At 69.3% G+C, this 20,467-nt stretch carries 21 protein-coding genes; 8 read left to right on the top strand and 13 right to left on the bottom strand.

Translation table 11 applies throughout. From position 1 onward, the window contains the following. Positions 1 to 3: 3 nt before the first annotated feature. Both AB0O34_RS11790 and AB0O34_RS11785 read left to right on the top strand, forming a co-directional pair. Positions 4 to 693 (top strand): DUF5667 domain-containing protein, encoded by a 690-nt coding sequence (locus AB0O34_RS11790; RefSeq protein ID WP_363915307.1) that lies wholly within the window; start codon positions 4 to 6, stop codon positions 691 to 693. Positions 694 to 870: 177 nt separating this feature from the next. After that, a complete protein-coding gene (locus AB0O34_RS11785; protein WP_363915306.1) occupies positions 871 to 1,737 on the top strand; it encodes an HAD-IB family hydrolase in 867 nt (288 codons plus the stop codon). Between the two features lie 186 nt (positions 1,738 to 1,923). On the opposite strand, the gene AB0O34_RS11780 is transcribed toward AB0O34_RS11785, so the two are convergent. Further along, positions 1,924 to 3,075: a Fic family protein gene (locus tag AB0O34_RS11780; RefSeq protein WP_363915305.1), complete on the bottom strand. Its 1,152-nt coding sequence runs from the start codon at positions 3,073 to 3,075 to the stop codon at positions 1,924 to 1,926. 512 nt (positions 3,076 to 3,587) lie between these two features. Between AB0O34_RS11780 and AB0O34_RS11775 the strand changes: the two genes are divergently transcribed. Beyond that, positions 3,588 to 3,860, top strand: a complete 273-nt coding sequence (locus AB0O34_RS11775) for a hypothetical protein (RefSeq protein ID WP_363915304.1) — start codon at positions 3,588 to 3,590, stop codon at positions 3,858 to 3,860. Here the strand turns inward: AB0O34_RS11775 and AB0O34_RS11770 are convergent. The 10 genes from AB0O34_RS11770 to AB0O34_RS11725 form a co-directional block, all read right to left on the bottom strand. After that, positions 3,811 to 4,704: a lysophospholipid acyltransferase family protein gene (locus tag AB0O34_RS11770; protein WP_363915345.1), complete on the bottom strand. Its 894-nt coding sequence runs from the start codon at positions 4,702 to 4,704 to the stop codon at positions 3,811 to 3,813. The genes AB0O34_RS11775 and AB0O34_RS11770 overlap by 50 nt on opposite strands. A 47-nt stretch (positions 4,705 to 4,751) precedes the next feature. Beyond that, positions 4,752 to 5,792 carry an NAD-dependent epimerase/dehydratase family protein gene (locus tag AB0O34_RS11765; RefSeq protein ID WP_363915303.1) on the bottom strand — a complete coding sequence of 347 codons (1,041 nt, stop codon included), beginning with the start codon at positions 5,790 to 5,792 and terminating at the stop codon, positions 4,752 to 4,754. A gap of 105 nt (positions 5,793 to 5,897) precedes the next feature. Next, the gene (locus AB0O34_RS11760) at positions 5,898 to 5,996 is read right to left on the bottom strand and encodes an AURKAIP1/COX24 domain-containing protein (protein ID WP_018654693.1); all 99 of its coding nucleotides are present in this window, start codon (positions 5,994 to 5,996) and stop codon (positions 5,898 to 5,900) included. Between the two features lie 342 nt (positions 5,997 to 6,338). Next, a complete protein-coding gene (locus tag AB0O34_RS11755; RefSeq protein ID WP_030456159.1) occupies positions 6,339 to 6,542 on the bottom strand; it encodes a helix-turn-helix domain-containing protein in 204 nt (67 codons plus the stop codon). A 321-nt stretch (positions 6,543 to 6,863) separates the two neighbouring features. Beyond that, complete coding sequence (locus AB0O34_RS11750; protein ID WP_363915302.1) at positions 6,864 to 7,661, bottom strand: phosphatase; 798 nt, start codon at positions 7,659 to 7,661, stop codon at positions 6,864 to 6,866. Between the two features lie 82 nt (positions 7,662 to 7,743). Continuing rightward, positions 7,744 to 8,907: an acetoin utilization protein AcuC gene (locus AB0O34_RS11745; protein ID WP_363915301.1), complete on the bottom strand. Its 1,164-nt coding sequence runs from the start codon at positions 8,905 to 8,907 to the stop codon at positions 7,744 to 7,746. 168 nt (positions 8,908 to 9,075) lie between these two features. After that, positions 9,076 to 10,260, bottom strand: a complete 1,185-nt coding sequence (locus tag AB0O34_RS11740) for an ABC transporter permease (protein WP_363915300.1) — start codon at positions 10,258 to 10,260, stop codon at positions 9,076 to 9,078. After that, on the bottom strand, positions 10,257 to 10,994 hold the full coding sequence (locus AB0O34_RS11735) for an ABC transporter ATP-binding protein (protein ID WP_363915299.1): 738 nt from the start codon (positions 10,992 to 10,994) through the stop codon (positions 10,257 to 10,259). The genes AB0O34_RS11740 and AB0O34_RS11735 overlap by 4 nt, the downstream gene beginning before the upstream one ends. Further along, a complete protein-coding gene (locus AB0O34_RS11730) occupies positions 10,991 to 12,403 on the bottom strand; it encodes an efflux RND transporter periplasmic adaptor subunit (RefSeq protein WP_363915298.1) in 1,413 nt (470 codons plus the stop codon). The genes AB0O34_RS11735 and AB0O34_RS11730 overlap by 4 nt, the downstream gene beginning before the upstream one ends. A gap of 123 nt (positions 12,404 to 12,526) precedes the next feature. Next, positions 12,527 to 13,030 carry a hypothetical protein gene (locus AB0O34_RS11725; RefSeq protein ID WP_363915297.1) on the bottom strand — a complete coding sequence of 168 codons (504 nt, stop codon included), beginning with the start codon at positions 13,028 to 13,030 and terminating at the stop codon, positions 12,527 to 12,529. A gap of 197 nt (positions 13,031 to 13,227) precedes the next feature. Here AB0O34_RS11725 and AB0O34_RS11720 point away from each other — a divergent pair, with 197 nt between their 5' ends. Then, complete coding sequence (locus tag AB0O34_RS11720) at positions 13,228 to 13,419, top strand: EF-hand domain-containing protein (RefSeq protein WP_363915296.1); 192 nt, start codon at positions 13,228 to 13,230, stop codon at positions 13,417 to 13,419. 118 nt (positions 13,420 to 13,537) lie between these two features. Here the strand turns inward: AB0O34_RS11720 and proC are convergent, their stop codons facing one another. Next, entirely contained in the window at positions 13,538 to 14,332 is a 795-nt protein-coding gene (proC, locus tag AB0O34_RS11715) for a pyrroline-5-carboxylate reductase (RefSeq protein WP_363915295.1), read from the bottom strand. A 98-nt stretch (positions 14,333 to 14,430) separates the two neighbouring features. Further along, positions 14,431 to 15,273: a proline dehydrogenase family protein gene (locus tag AB0O34_RS11710; protein ID WP_363915294.1), complete on the bottom strand. Its 843-nt coding sequence runs from the start codon at positions 15,271 to 15,273 to the stop codon at positions 14,431 to 14,433. Between the two features lie 282 nt (positions 15,274 to 15,555). Here AB0O34_RS11710 and AB0O34_RS11705 point away from each other — a divergent pair, with 282 nt between their 5' ends. The 4 genes from AB0O34_RS11705 (at position 15,556) to grpE (ending at position 20,465) form a co-directional block, all read left to right on the top strand. Continuing rightward, the gene (locus AB0O34_RS11705) at positions 15,556 to 17,118 is read left to right on the top strand and encodes an alpha/beta hydrolase (protein WP_363915293.1); all 1,563 of its coding nucleotides are present in this window, start codon (positions 15,556 to 15,558) and stop codon (positions 17,116 to 17,118) included. Positions 17,119 to 17,248: 130 nt separating this feature from the next. After that, entirely contained in the window at positions 17,249 to 17,704 is a 456-nt protein-coding gene (locus tag AB0O34_RS11700) for a hypothetical protein (protein WP_363915292.1), read from the top strand. A gap of 233 nt (positions 17,705 to 17,937) precedes the next feature. Next, positions 17,938 to 19,812, top strand: coding sequence for a molecular chaperone DnaK (gene dnaK / locus AB0O34_RS11695; protein ID WP_363915291.1), 1,875 nt, complete (start codon positions 17,938 to 17,940; stop codon positions 19,810 to 19,812). Further along, entirely contained in the window at positions 19,809 to 20,465 is a 657-nt protein-coding gene (grpE, locus tag AB0O34_RS11690; RefSeq protein ID WP_363915290.1) for a nucleotide exchange factor GrpE, read from the top strand. The genes dnaK and grpE overlap by 4 nt, the downstream gene beginning before the upstream one ends. Positions 20,466 to 20,467 lie beyond the last annotated feature (2 nt).

Genomic DNA, 20,467 nt, shown 5'->3' with positions numbered 1-20,467 from the left:
TTCATGGTCAAGTGGGGGCCTTCGCGGTGGCTGCTCAGGCGTTGGGCCGCCGTCACGCGACGGGAGCCCCACACCCATTTCGTGTCCCGGCTCAACGAGATCGGCTCCGAGCCCGCCCACGGCCCACGCCCCGACTTCCGCGCCCGGCTCCGTGGAGAGCTGCTCACCGCCCACGCGACCGGCCCGGATACCACTTCCGAGCCCGCCCGGCACAGGCGGCGTACGCCCCTGCTGGTCCGGTTGCGGCCGGGCGCGCTCATCGTGACCGTGACGGGCCTGATGCTCTTCACAGGCGTGGAGACCTACGGCTCGGTGCCCGGTGACCGCCTCTACCCGATCAAGCGCGCCGCCGAGGCCACCCTGCTCAGCGTGACCACCGACGACGTGGAGCGCGCGCAGCGCGAGCTGAGCGCCGCCCACTCCCGCGCCACCGAGGCCGCGGCGCTGCTCGGCTACCCCGACTCCCGGCGCGCCCAGCTGATCGGGCCCACCCTGGACGAGATGACCACGACGACCCGCTCGGCCCTGTCCGCCCTGGGCCACGTGAAGCGCCCGGGTACGCACACGCCCACGTTGAAGCGCTTCACCGAAGAGCAGCGGGATGTCGTGGAGCCGATGATCCCCCAGCTCGGCGACGACGACCGCATGAAGGCCAGCGCGTACCTCGACATGATCGACGACCTGACGCCGTAAGTACGCGCCCGTTCGCGAGGCGGCGGGACACGCCCAACGCCGTCCATGACCTGGACGATCTTCGTGTGCCGCCATGTCCGCCCACCTGGGCGCACCCATGACGTGCGTCAGACGTCACGCCGCGCTAACGCCACGTACACCGACTCCACCCCCTGCTCCCGGTTAAGCTGAGGTGCTATGAGGCGGTTACTGCGACGGCGCACCGAGGCGGAGATGGCCGGAGAGGTCGCCGCCGCGGCCGCTGTGCCCGCGCCCGTCGCCGATCCCGACACGACCGCGGCGGCGTTCTTCGACGTCGACAACACGATGATGCGAGGCGCCTCGATCTACCACTTCGCCCGTGGCCTGGCCTCCCGAGGGCTGTTCACCACCAAGGACCTGCTGAGGTTCGCCATGGGCCAGGCGCTGTTCCGCCTGCGCGGCAACGAGAACGCCGAGCACATCGCGCAGGCGAAGGAGACCGCGCTCGCCTTCGTCGTCGGGCTCAAGGTCAACGACGTCGTACGGCTCGGCGAGGAGATCTACGACGAGGTCATGGCCGACCGCATCTGGGCCGGCACCCGTGCCCTGGCCCAGAGCCACCTGGACGCCGGCCAGCGCGTGTGGCTCGTGACCGCCACCCCGGTCGAGCTCTCACGGGTGATCGCCCAGCGCCTCGGCCTCACGGGCGCGCTCGGCACGGTCGCCGAGACCCAGGACGGCGTCTACACCGGCCGGCTGGTGGGCGACCTGCTGCACGGACCTGCCAAGGCCGCGGCCGTGAAGGCCCTGGCCCGGCGCGAGGGCCTCGACCTGTCACGCTGCACCGCCTACAGCGACTCGGCCAACGACCTTCCCCTGCTCCAGATCGTGGGGCACCCCTGCGCGATCAATCCCGACAGCGAGCTGCTGGAACACGCCAGGAACAATAACTGGATGATCAGGGACTTCCGCACCGGCCGCAAGGCCACCATGATCGGCCTCCCCATCGCAGTCGGCGCCGGCGCCATCGCCGGCGGCGTAGCCGCCGCCATCGCCCTACGAAAGCACTACCGCTCCGCCTGACAGGGGCCCCGGACGACTACCGAAGCGGACGGTGTGAGCGGGCAAGCGAGCCGGCGTGAGCTCAGAGATCGCCGGATGGCCGAAGCCGGGTGCGGTCGAGGTCACCCTCCAGGGAAGGGCCTCGCAGGCCGAGCGACGAGCCCGGCTCCGCTCGGGCCAAGTCTCTTCGGGAGCCTTTCTTTCGGATCAAGCGGCGAAAGGGTCGGAGTCGTCACGGGGCTCACGCGACTGGACGACCTCCCGCCGTACTGAAATGAGCTCCACGCCGGCGACGTAATAACGGCCACGCCTCTCACCGAGCGGATCCAGGAGTTTCACGTCGGCGAGCTGGCGGAGGTCTCTACTAGCGGTGGCCTCGGTGATCACGCCTTCGCCTGATCGCTCCAACGCTGTGCGGTAGGTCTGGTTTCGGATCCGGAAACCCATCGCCGCATCGAACAGCACCGTCAGAGAACGCTCGGGGAGACCGTAACGCTCGGCGAGCCGTTCTAGACCCATCCACACCCGTTCACTCTCGCGTACCCGAACAAGATGGGTGCGCGCCTGCCGTAGGTGGGCTGTGAGCATGAAGCGCAGCCATGGACGGGCGTCATTGCCGGGATTCCACGAACCCTGACCGACTTCGGCCAGTACGGCGTAGTAGGCGGGTGTATTGCGTCCAAGGTATTCCTCCACGCTCATGAAGATCGGCGAGAGGACGCCCTCGCGCGCGAGCACGAGGCTCTGCAGGCAGCGAGCCATCCGGCCGTTCCCGTCTTTGAACGGATGGATCATCACGAGGTTGAGGTGGGCCATAGAGGCCCGCACCACCGCTGGGCCGCCATAGCCGTTCTCGACGGAGAGTGTCGCAGCGAACTCCTCCATGAGAGGGGCGACCTCGTCGACCTCCGGACCCTCGTAGACGGTGCGTCCTTCCGTCTCATCATGGACATAGATCGAGCCTGCCCGCCATCGGCCCGGGCGGTTGACCAGGCTGTAGCTGGTCATCATGAAATGGAGGCTCTTGATCATCTGTGTTGTGTAGGCGAAATCGTCCTCCTGGGCCACTTGGAGGACGTAGGTCATCGCGTCGCTGTAGCCCTTGATCGCCAATCGAGTCTCATCTGAGGCGTCGAGCGGCTCGTCACCGGCTGCGATGGCAGCGGCATCGTCGAGTCTCGCCACATAGCCCTCGATGGAGTTGGAGCCTTGAAGCGCTCGTGCGAATGCCTGACGGCGTAGCTGCCCAGACCAGCGGCGGGGCTCGTAGAGCCGATGACGAAGCTTCTGCTTGGCATCCTCGATCTGCTGCAGGACGGCCGACTCCCGCTCGTCCAGTTCAGGGGTAGCGAACAGCATGAGAGATACTCACTTTCAATCCGACTCCATGTTAGATATTATCCATCGTGAGGTCAGATCTAAACTAGATATCCAACATGCGTGTGGACGTGCCCACGACTACTTGCCGGTCGGGGCACGCTTCGAGGCGGGCCGGTGCTGGGAGCGAAGCTCCTCCGGCAAGCACAGTCCGAGCGGAGCGAGGGCCGTTTCCAGGAAGGTCGCCTGTGATCGCCCAGCGCCTGAGCCTCACGGGCGCGCTCGGCACGCGGGCCGAGGTCCCGGCGCGCGTCTACGCCGACGCGGCGGCCCCTCGGCCGCCGGCGAAGCCATCGAACGCAGGAAGGCGGCAACGAGCGTGACGAGCACTCCGTCGGCGCCCACCGCCTGGGAAGACGGCTTCGAGCGGTTCGGCACCGCATCAACAACCGAGGGCTGAGCCTCATGGAGTTCACGGAGAACGGCCTGATCAAACGGCAGACGGACTACTACGACGTCCTCGCCGTCCTGCGCCAGATCGGCGTCGTGCAGTGATGGCGCCGGAGGAGGTGGGCCGGTTCTTCGACGAGAAGGGGGACGTGCTCGGCGAGCTGCTGGGCGGCAACATCCATTTCGGGTACTGGCTCGGTCCCGACGACACCAGCACCTTCGCCGAGGCCGGGGAGCGCCTCACCGATCACATGATCGAGATCCTTGCTCCGAAGCCCGGCGAGCGGGTGCTGGGCCTACCTGACGACGTCTCGCCGTGCCGGTGGATCAGAAGAACGGCGGGAAGGCATGGCCGCGTTGGAGGCGCAGGCGGTTGAGTTGTTGCTGGACGAGCTCTCGGACCTGGTCGGTGAGGTTGAAGACCAGCATCGGATCGTCGGCCTCCTCCGGGTCGTACTCGTCGGTGCGCACCGGCTCGCCGAACTGGATCATCCACTTGGACGGCAGCGGCAGCAGCCCGAGCGGCCCGAGCCACGGGAACAGTGGCGTGATCGGGATGTACGGCAGGCCCAGCAGCCGGGCGAGCGACCGGAAGTCGCCGATCTTGGGATAGATCTCCTCCGCGCCCACGATCGAGCACGGGATGATCGGCACCTGGGCCCTGATCGCCGAGGCCACGAAGCCGCCTCGGCCGAATCGCTGCAGCTTGTAGCGCTCGGAGAAGGGCTTGCCCACGCCCTTGAAGCCTTCGGGGAACACTCCCACCAGCTCGCCCTTGCGCATCAGGCGATCGGCGTCCTCGGGGCAGGCGAGCGTGTGGCCGGACTTGCGTGACAGGTGGCCGAGCACGGGAAGCTGGTAGACCAGGTCGGCGCCAAGCAGCCGGAGCGGGCGGTGCCCGGGATGCTCGTCGTGCAATGCGACCTGGAGCATGAGGGCGTCGACCGGCACGGTGCCCGAGTGGTTGGCGACGACGAGCGCCCCCGCCTCGTGCGGCACGTTCTCAAGGCCCATGGCCTGCACCCGAAACCAGTGCCGGTAGAGCGGGCGGATCAGCTCAAGGAGCACCTTGTCGTTGAGCTCGGGATCGAAGCCGAACTCGTCGACCTCGTACTCCCCGGCGAAGCGGCGCCGCAAGAAGGCCAGGAACTCCGCGACGCGATCCTCGACGGCTTCGGCCTTGCCGTTGCCGGAGCACCGCCGCGCGGCCGTGATGGGAATGACCTGAGCGTCGCGGGACTCCCCATCGCGGAAGTCGTGCGGTAGCTTCACCGTTTCACACCTCCACCCATTACTGTCGTGATCCAGTCGATCACAGCAAGTGGCATACCACCAAACAGGCCACGCGAGTGGAGGAAATCATCGAACGCCGACGCGGTGCTGAACTTCGGCCGCCAGTCGAGCTCCGCCACGAGCCTTTCCGGGTCGACGGCACGCCCGTAGCTCATCAGGGCGAGCTGCTCGGGGGAGAAGTCGACCCGCCCGACGCCGCGGGCGAGGTCGCCGATGACGCGGAAGGCGGTGGCCGGCACCGGCACCGTGGGCCGTCCGCTCCTGCGGACGCACTGCGACAGCAGCATGACGCCGTCGCCGACCACGTTGTACGTGCCGGGGTGGTCCTCCACGGCCATGCGGCGCAGCACCTCCACCCCGTCGTCCTCGTGGACGAACTGCAGGCGGGGGTCGAAGCCGAGCACGGTCGGCAGGACAGGCTGGCTGAAATAACGCGTCAACGGCGAGTCGACGCCCGGCCCCATGAAGTTCGCGAAGCGAAGAGTCGAGACCGTCACGTCGGGCCGCCGCCGGGCGAAGCCGCGGACGTAGGACTCGACCTCGGTGGCGTCCTTGGCGTAGCCGGAGCTCGCCACCTCGATCGGCTCGGCCTCTTCGGTGAAGACCGCCGGGTCGTGCGAGGAGGAGCCGTACACCGCGGTCGTGGAGCGGACCACCACCCTGCGCACGGTCGCCGACCGCTGACAGGCCGCCAGCAGCTGCATGGCGCCGATGACGTTGTGCTCTTTCATGTACAACCGGCCGGCGCTCTTGGAGGGAGCGCTGACCAGGCTCATGTGCACAACGGTGTCGATGTCGGCCGCCGCGATGACCTGTGCGATGTCCGGGCTGCGCAGATCAACCCGGACGAACTCCGTACGGCCCAGCGCGACGCCGCCGCCGCCTCGCGCGAGCGAGGGCGGCGGCACGGTGTCCACTCCGATGACCCGGTCGATGTCCGGGTCCGCTGCGAGAACGCTCGCCACTCGGGCGCCGACGTGTCGGGAGACCCCGGTGACTAGCACAGTGTGGGTCATCGGCGCCTCGCAGAATCACGTTTGTGGGTCGCGCTTGCTCGGGTGCTTACCGGGCTCGTGATCCCTCACACCCGGCCCGCCGCTCTGCGTCGTCGGTCCGCGCTCTTACTTCTTGTTACGCCGCTGGATGCGGGTCTTCTTCAGAAGCTTGCGGTGCTTCTTCTTGGCCATGCGCTTACGACGCTTTTTGATCACAGAGCCCACGGGACCCCCAGGTGAAGGTAGGTTTTTGTCAAGTCGGTGTGTGCCCTCCGGCGAGTCGCACGCCGCCCTGAGTGTCTGGACACGCCGTTGCCACGGCATACCGGAAACCCAGATCGGCGCCTCGCAAGAAGCACACCGATTCAACAGCCTACCGGCGATTCACGGTCGATCGCTCCCCGGGGGGAACCCGCGTAGCCCGCCGAGGGGTCGCGCCCCACGACCGGCCAGACGTGGGCGGTCCGCCACCCACCCCGTTCCGGTCTGTTTCGCAACCCTGGCGAACCATGCGCTCATAGTCCAGCGGTTCCGACCAAGTGACCGGTGATGTCGCTACTGATCCATTCAACCCGCTTCGATGAACGCATCCCTCAGGTAGTCGTGCACCGCTTGCTCAGGCACTCTGAAGGATCGCCCGACCCGGATGGCCGGTAACTCACCTGAGTGGACGAGCCGGTACACCGTCATCTTGGACACCCGCATGACGGTGGCGACTTCTGCCACCGTCAGGAACTTCACCTCGCTGAGAGGTCTTTCGCCTGCACCCATCGGACGCCTCTTCCGCACGTGTTTCCGGGTTATCCCCACTGGTGCCATTGCTCACGCACGTGTACTGCTGTCAGCGTAGAACGCGTCTCCGATCGCGCAAACCCCCTATTCCACCAGTCCGAGGAGACGCCTGCCACCAGAACGGAGAAAATCGCTGGCCAGCAGCCAGGCCGAGCCCTGATCCTGATCTTGAGGACGGTCTAACTGTGTCCCATTAGAGTCGCCCTGGATCATAAAAAAGTTGGCAAACGGTCGACGTCCGGCCTCGAATGCGCGCTCGAAACAGCGGTTAGGGCAGGACCGGATTGGGTGGCGGCCGCCTCACAGGCCACTCTCGACCCGTGAGACCAGATAGCGCGTCAACGGATCGTAATGGCGTGGCAGCACGTTGTCATCGAGCGGCACGGTCACGGCGATCTTTCCCTCGGCCTCTCCGACGAACAGCCCGGGGTCGTTGCTGTCGGCGAATCCGACGGTCTCGAGGCCCGCCTCACCCGCCGCGCCGGCCCAGCCGTGGTCGGCGATCACCAGATCGGGCTTTTCGTCCCCGAGCTCCGTGAGCATCGCCTGCATCGGGGCGGGGTCGTGGGTGTGGACCAGGGCGCCTCCGTCGTCGAGCATCGCCACGTCGTCCAGGTAGCGGATCCGGCGCTTGCGTCCGAGGCCGCCGGCCGAGAAGGACCGCTGCTCCCCTGGGGTGAGGATCGTGGCCCCGTGCTCCCTGGCGAGCCGCGCCAGCGCGAGATGCGTGGTGAGAAGCCCTGTGGGGTGGCCCGTGGCGATCAAAACCCGGGGGTTGTCGCGCTTGAGCACGGCGGCGATGCGGTCGCCCATCACGTCGAGGGCGTCGATCGTGCGATCGGGGTCGATCGTGTCCTGCCCGTGCCGGTACTCGGGGTCGGCCACGACCCCGGCGGCCTTCGACATCAGCGCGAGGATGTCGCGGTAGGTCCAGTCACCGTCCATGGTGAGGCCGAACATGTAGTGGGGATCCCGTACGGCGAGCGAACGGTAGTGATCTAGGTTGTTCTCCCGGCTGGTGGCCACATCACCGGCGATCTTCGTCCGGATCAGGTGGTCTCTCAGCTCTTCCCGCGAAGGAGCAGTCGCGGTCTCCATCGTTCACTCCGTCCACTTGGCAGGTTGTGCAACCTTTGTGCAACACGGCACTACGCACCGGCGGCCACCATGCCTGGTGGGATCAGGGCTGGGGGTCCAGCCCATGGAAAGGGAAGATCGCCTTCCGCGTTGCCATGATCGCTCGGTCAATAGCGTCCCCAGGGTCGTAACCACCGGAGAAATCCTGAAATTCCGGGCTACGGCCGTCGGTCATGGTCAGCGGCGGGACCTCGCCCGTGCGTACCCTGACGAACTCGCGCCAGCTCTGCGGCGTCGGCGTGGCCGGCTCGATCGGGTCGCCCGCGGCCTCGGCGATCAGGTGGCTCCACGCGCGCGGCACCACCTGGACCAGCTCGTAGCCGCCACCGCCCGTCACCAGCCACCTGCCGCCCGCCGTCTCGTGGGCCAGCGCGTGCAGCGCGGCGTACGCCTGACGCTGGCCGTCGAGGCTCAGCATCAGGTGGGCCAGCGGATCGAGGGCGTGGCTGTCGCAGCCGTGCTGGGTGACCAGCACCTCGGGGTCGAACTCCCGGAGCAGCGGCGGGACCACGGCGTGGAACGCCCTCAGCCACCCGGCGTCCCCGCAGCCCGCCGGGAGCGCCACGTTGACGGCCGTACCCTCCGCGCCGGTCTCGGTCGGGAAGCCGGTGCCGGGGAACAGCGTGCGCGGGCTCTCGTGCAGGCTGATCGTGAGGACCCTCGGGTCGTCGTAGAACATCGCCTGGACGCCGTCCCCGTGGTGGACGTCGACGTCGACGTACGCGATGCGCCGCGCGCCCTGCGAGAGCATCCACGCGATGCCCAGCGCCGGGTCGTTGTAGACGCAGAAGCCGCTGGCCGACCGCGGCATGGCGTGGTGCAGCCCTCCTGCGACGTTCAGCGCGTGCTCGGCCTCGCCCGTCCACACCGCGCGCGCGGCGGCGAGCGTGGCGCCCGCGACGAGGGCCGACGCCTCGTGCACGCCGGCGAAGGCGGGGTTGTCGGGCGTGCCCAGCCCGCACGCGAGGTCGGGCCTGCCGTCCGCGGACACGCGCCTGACCGCGTCGATGTAGTCGCGCTCGTGCACCAGGGCCAGCTCGTCGTCGGTCGCCGGGGCGCACCCCACCAGCTCGACCTTGTCGAGCACCCCGAGCTCCCGGGCGAGCGCCATGGTCAGCTCGACCCTGACGGGCGCCAGAGGGTGGCCCGGCCCGAAGTCGTACGAGACCAGCTCGTCGTCCCAGACAACCCGCACGGACCGGCTCACGCCATCACCTCGCCCACGACGGATCGGCTCCGGCAGAGCGTAAAGGCTCGGCCAGGCCGGGGGCGCGGAATCGAAAGCTCACCGCGCACGCTCATGAAAACGACCGTACCGCACGCCTGGTGATCACCCGCCGACGGCCGTCACCCGTACGAAACAATCCAGGCAGCGTCACTCGGCGCGCAGGGCGATGACGGGATCGAGGCGGGCGGCCCTGCGCGCCGGAGCGACGCCGAAGAAGACGCCGACCGCCACCGAGACGCCGAAGGCCAGAGCGATCGACCACCAGGTGATCGCGGCCGGCACCGGCGAGACCGCCTGGATCAGCAGGGAGCCGCCCACTCCGATCAGGATGCCGAGCACACCGCCGATCGTGGTGAGCAGCACGGCCTCGATGAGGAACTGCCCGAGAACGTCTCGCTGGCGGGCCCCGAGTGCCTTGCGCAGGCCGATCTCCCGCGTACGCTCCCGCACGCTGACCAGCATGATGTTGGAGACGCCCACGCCGCCGACCAGCAGGGAGATGCCCGCGATTGCAGCCAGGACGCCCGTGAGCATGCCCAGCACGCTCCCGATGGTCCCAAGGAGCTGGGTCTGCGTCACCGCGCTGAACCGCTCGCCGGGGTACCGCCCGCCGAGCGCCTGGACGACCCGCTGCCGCAGCGGCTCGATCTCGTCCGGCCCCGAGGCCCCGACGGCGATGCCGTTGATCCGCGACAGCCCGATCAGGCGCTGCGCGGTGGTGACGGGCACGTGGACCTCCTGGTCCCTGGCCACGCCGAACGTCGCGCCCACCGGCTCGTACAGGCCGATCACCCGGAACCGCACGCCCGCGATCGTGACCTGGCGGCCGACCGGGTCCACGTCCCCGAAGAGCTTGGCCCCCACCTCGGAGCCGAGGACCGCGACCCGCCGCCGCGTGTCCACGTCGGTCGCGCTGAGGTAGCGGCCCCTGCGGAGCGGCCGGTCGAAGATGTTCGGCAGGTTCTCGTCGGTCCCGGTGATGGTCGCGAAGACCTCGGTGCGCCCCACCCGTACGGACTCGCCGGAGTTGACGGCCACCGTCACCTTCGCCGGATCGCCGACCACCCGACGGACGAACGCCACGTCCGCGAGGTTGAGGCGGCTCTGCGTGGGCGCGGCCCCGAGGCCGACCTGCCCGGGAACGACCAGGATGATGTTGCTTCCGAGCCCCGCGATCTCCCTCTCGATCGCCTCCTTGGCGCCGGTGCCGATCGCCACCAGGATGACCACGGCGAGCACCCCCACCACGACGCCGAACATCGTCAGCGCGCTCCGCAACCGGTTGACCCGCAGCGCCTCCAGCGCCATGCGCAACGCCTCGGCGGTCCTCACAGCGCGTCCCGTCCCGGACGCCCGTCGCCGTCCTGGTGTGCGGTGTCGAGCTCGATCAGGCCGTCGCGGACGTGGATCCGCCGCCGGGCCAGATCGGCGACCTCGCGCTCGTGGGTGACCAGGACGACGGCCACGCCGCGCGCCGAGTTGAGATCGGCCAGGATGCCCATCACCTCCTGGCCGTTGCGCGAGTCGAGGTTGCCGGTCGGCTCGTCGGCCAGCACCACCTTGGGATCGCCGACCAGCGCGCGGGCGATGGCCACCCGCTGCTGCTCGCCCCCGGACATCTGGGACGGCCGGTGGTCCAGCCGGTGCGCGAGGCCCACCGCCGAAAGCGCCCGCCTGGCCCGCTCGCGCCGCTCGGCCTTGCCCACTCCCCTGTAGACCAGGGGCAGCGCCACGTTCTCCAGCGCCGACGTGCGGCCGAGCAGGTGGAACGACTGGAACACGAACCCGACCGCCTGGTTGCGCAGTTCGGCGAGGCCGGTGTCGTCCAGCGTGGCCACGTCGACACCGTTGACCCGCAGCGTGCCGGAGGTGGGCCTGTCCAGGCAGCCCAGCAGGTGCATGAGCGTCGACTTGCCCGACCCCGACGGGCCGATGATGGCGACGAACTCCCCACGGTCGATGCGCAGGCTCACCCCGCGCAGCGCGTCGACCGACACCCCCTCCAGTTTGTAGGACCGGGCGAGATCGACGGTTTCGAAGGCGGGAGCGCCCTCCGGGTCGTTCATGTGAGCTTCTGACCCGGGCGTACGGTGTCGGCGCCCTTGACGACGACCCGCTCGCCGGACGAGAGGCCGCGCGCGACCTCCACCACGGCGTCGCCCTGAGCGCCGAGCTTGACCACCCGGCGTTCCGCCGAGCCGTCGGCGCGGACCACCCACACCACGGTCTCCCTGCCGCTGGTCACGATGCTCGACGCCGGCACGGCCACCGCGTCCGGCGACTCGCGCACGGTCAGCCGGACGACCGCGCTCATACCGGGCTTCGGTACGGGCGCGTCTCCGCCGTCGTCGTACGCGCCCTGGCCGAGCGTGAGGCGTACGGGATAGCTGACCCCTCCCGTGGTGCCCTCCTTGGGGGTGACGCCGACCCCGGTGACCTTCGCCCGGTAGGTGGCCCCCGAGACCGCGTCGAGCTCGACCTCGGCCCTGGTGCCGGGGGCGACGAGGAGCACGTCGGTCTCGTCCACATCGGCGGAGAGGGTCAGCCTGGACACGTCCGTCACGGTCGCGATGGCGTCGCCCGCCGCGACCGGCACGCCCGTGGCGATCGTGCCCCCGGACGTGGCGGCTCCCGCGCCGCCGGACGCCCCCGCGGCCGTACCCGCCTGACCGGCGAGGCCCGCCGGGAGCTGCCCGAGCAGGGAGCCGAGGTTCGTGGAGCCGCCGGCCGACGGCCCGCCCAGGGTGACCACCCCGTCGAAGGGAGCCTTGATCACCAGGCCCTTGACGGTCGTCTCGGCGATCTTCACCGCGGCCTTCGCCTGGGTCTTGGACGCGGCCTGGAGGGAGGACATGGATGACGCCAGCCCACCCAGCCCCGCCCCGATCTGGCCGCTGACCTGGGAGAGCACCTGGTTGACCGATCGCGTCAGGCTCTGGGTGATCTGGTTGAGCGCGGCGCGCTGGGCACGGTGCTGCGTCTCGGCGCCGTCGATGGCGGCGAGCAGTTGCGCCCTCACCTGGGCGTCCTTGATCTTCTTCGCCGCCGCACGCGCCCTGGTGAAGCCCCGTGCGACCTTGCGATCGAGGGACGAGGTGGTGCTCAGGCCCGCGAACCGGATGGCCGGCGCCGTGACCCCGCCCCCGAGCCGCACGGGCCTGGACGCCTGCCGCTCGGCCTGGCGCGCCTGTTGGAGCTGGTCCTGCGCCTGCGGGGAGCCGATCCTCGCGAGGATCTCCCCCTTGTCCACCGTCTCGCCCTCGCGGACGTACAGCTTGGTGACCGTGCCGGCCGCTGAGGACCGCAGCGTGGCGGTGGCGCGGGCGCCGACGGACGCCGGGGCCTCGACCACCTCGCTGACCGGGGCGTGCCTGGCCTCACCGATCTGCACCTTGGGCGTCTCGCCCTGCGAGCAGGCCGAGATCAGCAGCGTGAGACCGATGAGAAGCGGGGGGATACCGCGACGAATCGTCACCCGGCCCATCGTAGGAGCGGAACCTCCACCCCGCTCGGGTCCCGGGCAACCGGATGCGGAGACCGTACGAACCGGAGCGTTCTTGGCGACTCGGGGTGCGAAGCCCGTACGGGCCGGCGTGGGCTACGAGGAAGCGGACACGCGGCGGAGGCCCCGGATCGCGGGGACCGAGAGCAGGGCGACGCACCCGGCGACGGCCACCATCGAGGAGACCGCCAGCACCTCCCTCTCCCCCAGCACCGACGCGACGGGGCCGGCCAGGGCCTGGCCGACCGGGAGCGCCATGACCGAGCCGGCGACCTCGTAGGCATGGACGCGGTTCAGCACCTCGGGGGCCACCTGCGTCTGCACGCTGGTCATCCACATCACGCCCCAGAACGCGGACCCCGCGCCCGCGGCGAGGTGGCAGGCCGCCATCAGCGCCAGGGGCAGCCCGAGTGTGATCGACAGCGGTTGGAGCGCGAAGAAGAACATCGCGGTGGCCCCGGCGGCCAGCGGCCGGCCCGGCTTGACCCTCATGGCGGCCAGGCCCCCGAGGATGGTTCCCGCCCCGTAGGCCGAGGTGACGAACCCGTATCCGGTGGCGTGGTGAGAGGCGGTGATCAAAACCGACCCGATCGGAACCATGGGACCGGCCCTACCGCGCCCACCTGGTGTGACTCCCCTGCTACCTGGCGGCCCAGACATTCGTCACCTCTCGTGCAGGGGCATTGAGGATGGGCCCCTGCTCGTTTCGGATATGTCCGAACTAGGGTGTTCGCCGTAAGAGTCACTTCTCGCGTCGGAGGCAGATCTCCTTGTCGGCAGTACCCGCGGATCCAGAATTGGCCCAGCTCAAGAAGCAGTTCGAGTCGATCGACGGCGACGGTGACGGCTTCATCACCCAGGCGGAGTTCACCGAGCACTTCCCGCACCTCCCGGCCGAGGCGCTCGGAGCGCTGGACCAGGACGCCGACGCGGACGGCGACGGCCGCCTGTCGTTCGAGGAGTTCGTCAGGCTCGCATCCGGCCACTGACACTCACGCGCGAACCGACTCGAAGCGGCCCGGAGGCCCGGGCCGTAAGGGGTCGTACGGACCGGCCGGCGCCCGAGCCGTACGGGCGCCGGCCGGAGGGGTTCCGATCGCGCGCGGGTCAGCCTGAGGCGAGCTGGCGGCTGCGGTCGCGCGCGGCCTCGATGGCGGCGAGGAACGCGGCCCGGACGCTGTGGCGCTCAAGCTCGGCGATCGCGGAGATCGTGGTGCCGCCGGGCGAGGTGACGGCCTCGCGCAGGATGACGGGATGCTCCCCGGAGTCGCGGAGCATGATCGCCGCGCCGACGATCGACTGGGTCACCATGTCGAGCGCCGCCGCCCGGGGCATGCCCAGCAGGATGCCCGCGTCGACCATGGCCTCGACCAGGTAGAAGAAATAGGCCGGGCCGCTGCCGGACAGGGCGGTCGCGGCATCCTGCTGGGACTCGGGGATGCGCAGCACCTTGCCGACCGGCTTCAACAGGTCCTCGGTGTGCTTCAGGTGGATCTCGGAGGCGTGCGCTCCCGGGGAGATCACGCTCATGGCCTCGTCGACCAGCACCGGGGTGTTGGACATGACCCGCACCACCGGCACCTCGTCGCCCAGCCGGGACTCGACGAAGGACGTCGTGATGCCGGCAGCGACCGAGATGACGAGCCTGCCGGCGGGCACGTGGGCACCGATCTCGCTGAGCAGCGCCCCCATGTCCTGCGGCTTGACGGCGAGGATCAGGGTGTCCGCGGTCTTGGCGGCCTCGCTGTTGGACACGACCTGCACGCCATAGCGCTCGCGGAGCGCCCGGGCCCGCTCCTCACGCCGGGCGGTCGCCATGATCTCGCCCGGATCGACCCCGGCGCGCAGCAGCCCGGACAGCAGGGCCTCACCCATCTTGCCGGTTCCGAGAATCGCGATCATCTCAAGGCACCTCGCGTAGGAGTCGGGAAACTCTCGCAGCCTACCGACTCCCCGCTGGTCCGAGCCCTGCCGCCGGCCCGCCTGTGGACGACCGTGGATCAGCGCCTCACCAGCGAGCGCGCGAGCAGGGTGAGGTTGGCCGGGCGCTCGGCCAGGCGGCGCGTCAGATGGCTGTACCAGTCGACCCCGTACGGGATGCGCACGCGCACCTGCGAGCCGAGATCGGCGAGCCTCCGCTGCTCCGGCAGGCGCACGCCGTACGACATTTGGTACTCGAAGCCGCCGGGCTCGCGCTCGTTCAGCACGGCGAGCGCGGAGGCGACCTCGATGAGCCGCCGGTCGTGCGTGGCCACCATCGGGTGGCCCTGGCCGGCCATGAGCACCTTGAGGCAACGCACGTACGAGCGGTCGATGTCGGCGGCCTCGGTGTAGGCGACCGAGGCAGGCGCGTCCACGGCGCCCCGGGTCAGCCGTACACGGCCCGACACCAGCGACCGGCAGAGGTCGTCGGCGCGGCGCAGGGACGACGAGATGGAAACGCCCGTGGTGGGATGGTCGGCGAGCAGCGCGGCGTGGACGCCCAGGGCGGTCTCGACCACCGCGGCGTCCTCGGTGCCGAGGGTGACCGTGGAGCCGACCTCACGGGCGGCCTCGCAGACGCGCGCGGCGTTCTCCCTGGCGAGCTTCTCCTCGATGTGGAGGCCCACCGAGGTGAGCCTCAGCGACAAATCGGCGCCCTTCGCGATGCCGCGCCTGGCGAGGCCGTCGATAAGGGCCAGAGACGCCTTGACCGCGCGGGCGGCCTGGTCGGAATGCCGGGTCTCCTCACCGAGGTGGTCGAACGTCACCAGCAGGCCGTCGGCGATGAGACCCGCGGCCACCGAGGCGGCGTCCTCCGCGGTGTTCCCCGCCACGTAGCGGCCCATCAGCCTACGGGTCACCCCGGCAGTCCTGACGACACTCTCGACACGGTCACTGCTCGAAGCAGCCAGCAGAACCTCACGCAACACCATTGGGACCCTTCCGGCACGACGGCTGTCGGGGAGAGACCTCCCCACCCTACGGCGGTTCAGGCGTCGATCATCGGATCAGAACGTCATGTTGCGGTTTGACAACCAAGTGAAGACGCGAGTCGTCTTACGGGTCCTTTATCCGCATGATCTACCCGATGGTGCCCATAAGTCGGTTCCAACGGTGGATCCGCGGGCGTCGAAGGGGTAAACGTGAAGAAGATCCTCATAGCGCTGGCCACAGCCGGCCTGGGTCTGAGCGGAGCGTTGGTCGCGGGACCCGCGACGGCCAGCACTCAGCAGGCCCCCGACTACACGCCACCCGCTCCGCAGTGGGCGCAGTGCGCCGGCATGGCGGAGGGCATCGAGTGCGCGGCGATCTCGGTCCCGCTCGACTACGACCGCCCCTGGGGCAAGAAGATCAAGATCGCCGTCTCACGCAAGAAGGCGACCGACACGGCCCACTACCAGGGCGCGATCCTGTTCAACCCCGGCGGCCCCGGCGGCAGCGGCCTCAGCTACCCGGCGGTGATGCAGACCCGCCTGGGCGCCCCACTGGCCGCGCAGTACGACCTGATCGGCTTCGACCCCCGCGGCGTCGGCTCCAGCGAGCCCGCCCTCCGCTGTGACACCCACTTCTTCGACCCGGTGCGCCCGGACTACGTCCCGGCCAACTGGGCCGAGGAGGCGGCCTGGGTGAAGAAGATGCAGGCCTACTCCAAGGCCTGTGACGCCGCCTACGGCGATCTGCTCAAGCACATGACCACGGTCGACGCCGCCAAGGACATGGACCAGATCCGCAAGGCGCTCGGCCAGCGGCAGATCAGCTACGTCGGCTACTCCTACGGCACCTACCTCGGCGCCACGTACGCCACCCTGTTCCCGGACAAGGTGCGCCGCCTGGTCCTGGACAGCATCGTCAACCCCGAGCGTGTCTGGTACGGCGCCAACATCGACCAGAACCACGCGTTCGAGGCCCGCGCCAAGGCCTTCTTCGCCTGGATCGCCCAGTACGACGCGAACTACCACCTCGGCACGGCCGCGGCCGACGTCGAGAAGGCGTTCTACGCGGCCCGCGCCAAGCTGAAGGCCGCCCCCGCAGAGGGCAGGGTCGGCCCGTCCGAGTTCGACGACACCTACCTGGCGGGCGGCTACCTCAAGAGCCGCTGGCCGCTCCTCGCCAACGCGCTGTCGAGGTTCGTCACCGCCGGCGAGACCGCTCCCATCGTCCAGGCGTACGCCACCTACGGCGACAGCAGCGGCGACGACAACTCCTTCGCCGTCTACTCCGCCGTGGAGTGCAGCGACGCCCGCTGGCCCCGCGACTGGAGCACCTGGCACCGTGACTGGTGGGAGTCCTACCGGACCGCTCCCTTCCTGAGCTGGGGCAACGCCTGGTTCAACGCCCAGTGCCAGTCCTGGCCGGCCCGCGGGCACGACGACCTGCGCGTCAACGGCAAGTGGATCAAGAACGCCCTGTTCTTCCAGGACACCAAGGACGCGGCCACGCCGTACCAGGGCGGCGTGGAGATGCACAAGCGCTTCCCGGCCTCGCGCCTGGTGGTCATGGACGGCGGCGGCAACCACGGCCTCACCGGCCGGGGCAACGCCTGCATCGACACGATCTGGAAGGCCTACCTGACCGACGGCACGCTACCGGCGAGCCTGCCCGGTCCGGACGTCCACTGCGCGCCGTTCGCCGACCCGGTCCCGCCCGCGGCGAGCCTGCGTTCCACGCCCACGGCCGACGACGACTGGGTGCCCGGCGAGCGCTGAGCCCCGAGAGACACCTGGAAGGGTCCCCGGCCGCCACGGCCGGGGACCCTTTCCCGTACCGCGGCGCGAATCCGTCCGCCGGGCGACGTTCGAACCCGCCGGAGATCGGATACGTCAAAGAGGTATGCGGATGATGACGGCGACACTGGCGACCGGATCCCTGCTGCTGATCATGGGCTGCGGCAACGCTCCGAGCGCCACCACAACGAGCCCGAACCCCAGCCTTCCCGTGGCGTCGAGCGTCGGCTCGGCGAGCGGCACGGCCACCCCGGCGACCAGCCCCTCGCCCACGAGACCGAAGGGCCACACACTCAAGCCGCACAAGGTGCGATGGCTGAAGGCGACCCCCTCGGCCGACGGACGCAAGCTCAAGGTCGTCTGGTGGTCGGGCGTCGAGCCGTGCACCGTGCTCGACCGCGTGAAGGTCAAGGAGACCGCCAAGAGCGTGACCGTCACCCTGTACGAGGGGCAGGCACGCAACGCACGGGACGTCGCGTGCATAGACATCGCGATCCAGAAGACGACGACCGTGAAGCTCAAGGCGCCCCTCGGCAAGCGCAAGGTGATCGACGGCGCCCGCCACTGACTTCTTGGGGCCGTATTAGTTGCTTTACCAGGGCTTTTACCGGAACTCGCGATGAATGCCGCCCGTTTCCCAGGTATTCACCCGAGATCGGCCATCTTTCTTGCCCCCGGACCCACGGAATGCCTCAGGCCCGCGTAGGGTTGAGCCGGTTAGACTCAAGTCGCTTGACAAACAGCCGAGCGGGTTCCACCATTGAGTCATACAGACTCAACTTTGACTACAAGGACGTACTCATGGCACGTGCGGTAGGTATCGACCTGGGGACGACCAACTCCGTCGTCTCGATCCTCGAGGGCGGTGAGCCCACGGTCATCGCCAACGCGCAGGGCTCGCGGACCACGCCGTCCGTGGTCGCCTTCGCGAAGAACGGCGAGGTCCTCGTCGGCGAGGTGGCCAAGCGGCAGGCCGTCACCAACGTCGATCGGACCATCCGTTCCGTGAAGCGGGAGATGGGCTCCAACTGGAGCGTCGAGATCGACGGCAAGAAGTTCTCTCCCCAGCAGATCAGCGCCTTTGTACTGCAGAAGCTCAAGACGGACGCGGAGGCCTACCTCGGCGAGAAGATCACCGACGCGGTGATCACCGTCCCGGCGTACTTCAACGACTCGCAGCGCCAGGCCACCAAGGAGGCCGGCACCATCGCGGGCCTCAACGTGCTGCGCATCATCAACGAGCCCACCTCGGCCGCTCTGGCCTACGGGCTCGACAAGGACAAGGACCAGACCATCCTGGTCTTCGACCTCGGTGGCGGCACCTTCGACGTGTCGCTGCTGGACGTCGGCCAGGAGGACGGCCACGGCTTCGTCGAGGTCAAGGCCACCAGCGGCGACAACCACCTCGGTGGTGACGACTGGGACCAGCGCGTCGTCGACGAGCTGGTGACCCGCTTCAAGAACGCCCACGGTGTCGACCTGTCCAAGGACAAGATGGCGCTCCAGCGCCTGCGCGAGGCCGCCGAGAAGGCGAAGATCGAGCTGTCGGCCCAGACCGAGACCTCGGTCAACCTGCCCTACATCACCGCCTCCGCCGAGGGCCCGCTCCACCTCGAGGAGAAGCTGACCCGCTCCGAGTTCCAGCGCATCACCGCCGACCTGCTCGAGCGCTGCAAGGGCCCGTTCCACCAGGTCATCAAGGACGCCGGCATCAAGGTCGCCGACATCGCCCACGTGGTGCTCGTCGGCGGGTCCACCCGCATGCCGGCCGTCAGCGAGCTGGTGAAGGAGCTGACCGGCGGCAAGGAGCCCAACAAGGGCGTCAACCCGGACGAGGTCGTCGCCATCGGCGCCGCCCTGCAGGCCGGCGTCCTCAAGGGCGAGGTCAAGGACGTCCTGCTCCTCGACGTCACCCCGCTCAGCCTCGGCATCGAGACCAAGGGCGGCATCTTCACCAAGATCATTGAGCGCAACACCACGATCCCGACCAAGCGGTCGGAGGTCTTCACCACCGCTGAGGACAACCAGCCGTCGGTGCAGATCCAGGTCTTCCAGGGTGAGCGCGAGATCGCGGCCTACAACAAGAAGCTGGCCACCTTCGAGCTGACCGGCATCGCCCCGGCTCCGCGCGGCATCCCGCAGATCGAGGTCACCTTCGACATCGACGCGAACGGCATCGTCAACGTCGGCGCCAAGGACCTCGGCACCGGCAAGGAGCAGTCGATGACCATCACCGGCGGCTCCGCGCTGCCGAAGGACGACATCGAGCGCATGATGCGCGAGGCCGAGTCCTACGCCGAGGAGGACAAGCAGCGCCGCGACGACGCCGAGACGCGCAACAACGCCGACGCCCTCGCGTACCAGACCGAGAAGTTCCTGCGCGAGAACGACGAGAAGGTCCCGGCCGAGGTCAAGACCGAGGTCGAGGAGGCACTCTCCGAGCTCAAGAAGACGCTGGAGGGCACCGACTCGGCCGCCATCCGCGCCTCCGCCGAGAAGCTCGCGACCGTCAGCCAGAAGATGGGCTCGGCGATCTACGCCCAGTCGCAGGCCTCCGGAGACGCCCCGGCCGACGCCGCCGGTGGGCCCGGAGCCGGCGCCAAGTCCTCCGACGACGACGTCGTCGAGGCCGAGATCGTCGACGACGAGCCGAAGCGGGAGGGCGGTGCCGCGTGACGTCCCCGAACTCTGGGAGCGAGCACGAAGGCCTGGTCATCCGCGACAACCGGCGCATCGACCCCGAGACCGGGGAGGTGCGTGAGGGGGCGGGCAAGACGACCGACAAGTCGTCACCCGCCGCCCCGGCCGGGGCGCCCAGGCCGGACGACGGTCTGGCCGCCGACCTGACCGCGCAGCTCGCCGAGCGCACGGCCGACCTCCAGCGGCTCCAGGCCGAGTACTCCAACTACCGCAAGCGCGTCGAGCGCGACCGGGTCGTCGTCCGAGAGCAGGCGGTCGCCAACGTGCTGGCCGAGCTGCTCCCGGTGCTCGACGACATCGGCAGGGCGCGCGACCACGGCGAGCTCAACGGCGGGTTCGCCAAGGTGAGCGAGGCGCTCGAGACCGCGGTCGGCAAGCTGGGCCTCACGACCTTCGGCACCAAGGGCGACGCGTTCGACCCGACCGTGCACGAGGCCCTGATGCACAGCTACTCCTCCGAGGTCACCGAGCCCACCTGCGTCGAGATCCTCCAGCCCGGCTACCAGATCGGTGATCGGATCCTGCGCCCGGCGCGGGTCGCCGTCGCCGAGCCCGAGGGGCCGGCGGCCGGTTCCGAGCCGGGGGCGGGCGAGGCGGGGGAAGCCGCGGCCGACCCCGAGGACAATTGAGC

Origin of the sequence: Sphaerisporangium sp. NPDC088356, from assembly GCF_040685555.1 — a bacterium.
Taxonomy (GTDB): domain Bacteria; phylum Actinomycetota; class Actinomycetes; order Streptosporangiales; family Streptosporangiaceae; genus Sphaerisporangium.
The sequence above is the reverse complement of the archived record's forward strand: the minus strand, read 5'-3'. Positions and strand labels throughout refer to the sequence as shown.

What these genes read in the sequence shown, in the direction of transcription:
- AB0O34_RS11790 (WP_363915307.1), top strand. Translation starts at nt 4, where the DNA reads ATGGTCAAGTGGGGGCCTTCGCGGTGGCTGCTCAGGCGTTGGGCCGCC.
- AB0O34_RS11785 (WP_363915306.1), top strand. Translation starts at nt 871, where the DNA reads ATGAGGCGGTTACTGCGACGGCGCACCGAGGCGGAGATGGCCGGAGAG.
- AB0O34_RS11780 (WP_363915305.1), bottom strand. Translation starts at nt 3,075, where the DNA reads ATGCTGTTCGCTACCCCTGAACTGGACGAGCGGGAGTCGGCCGTCCTG.
- AB0O34_RS11775 (WP_363915304.1), top strand. Translation starts at nt 3,588, where the DNA reads ATGGCGCCGGAGGAGGTGGGCCGGTTCTTCGACGAGAAGGGGGACGTG.
- AB0O34_RS11765 (WP_363915303.1), bottom strand. Translation starts at nt 5,792, where the DNA reads ATGACCCACACTGTGCTAGTCACCGGGGTCTCCCGACACGTCGGCGCC.
- AB0O34_RS11755 (WP_030456159.1), bottom strand. Translation starts at nt 6,542, where the DNA reads ATGGGTGCAGGCGAAAGACCTCTCAGCGAGGTGAAGTTCCTGACGGTG.
- AB0O34_RS11750 (WP_363915302.1), bottom strand. Translation starts at nt 7,661, where the DNA reads ATGGAGACCGCGACTGCTCCTTCGCGGGAAGAGCTGAGAGACCACCTG.
- AB0O34_RS11735 (WP_363915299.1), bottom strand. Translation starts at nt 10,994, where the DNA reads ATGAACGACCCGGAGGGCGCTCCCGCCTTCGAAACCGTCGATCTCGCC.
- AB0O34_RS11725 (WP_363915297.1), bottom strand. Translation starts at nt 13,030, where the DNA reads ATGGTTCCGATCGGGTCGGTTTTGATCACCGCCTCTCACCACGCCACC.
- proC (WP_363915295.1), bottom strand. Translation starts at nt 14,332, where the DNA reads ATGATCGCGATTCTCGGAACCGGCAAGATGGGTGAGGCCCTGCTGTCC.
- AB0O34_RS11700 (WP_363915292.1), top strand. Translation starts at nt 17,249, where the DNA reads ATGATGACGGCGACACTGGCGACCGGATCCCTGCTGCTGATCATGGGC.
- dnaK (WP_363915291.1), top strand. Translation starts at nt 17,938, where the DNA reads ATGGCACGTGCGGTAGGTATCGACCTGGGGACGACCAACTCCGTCGTC.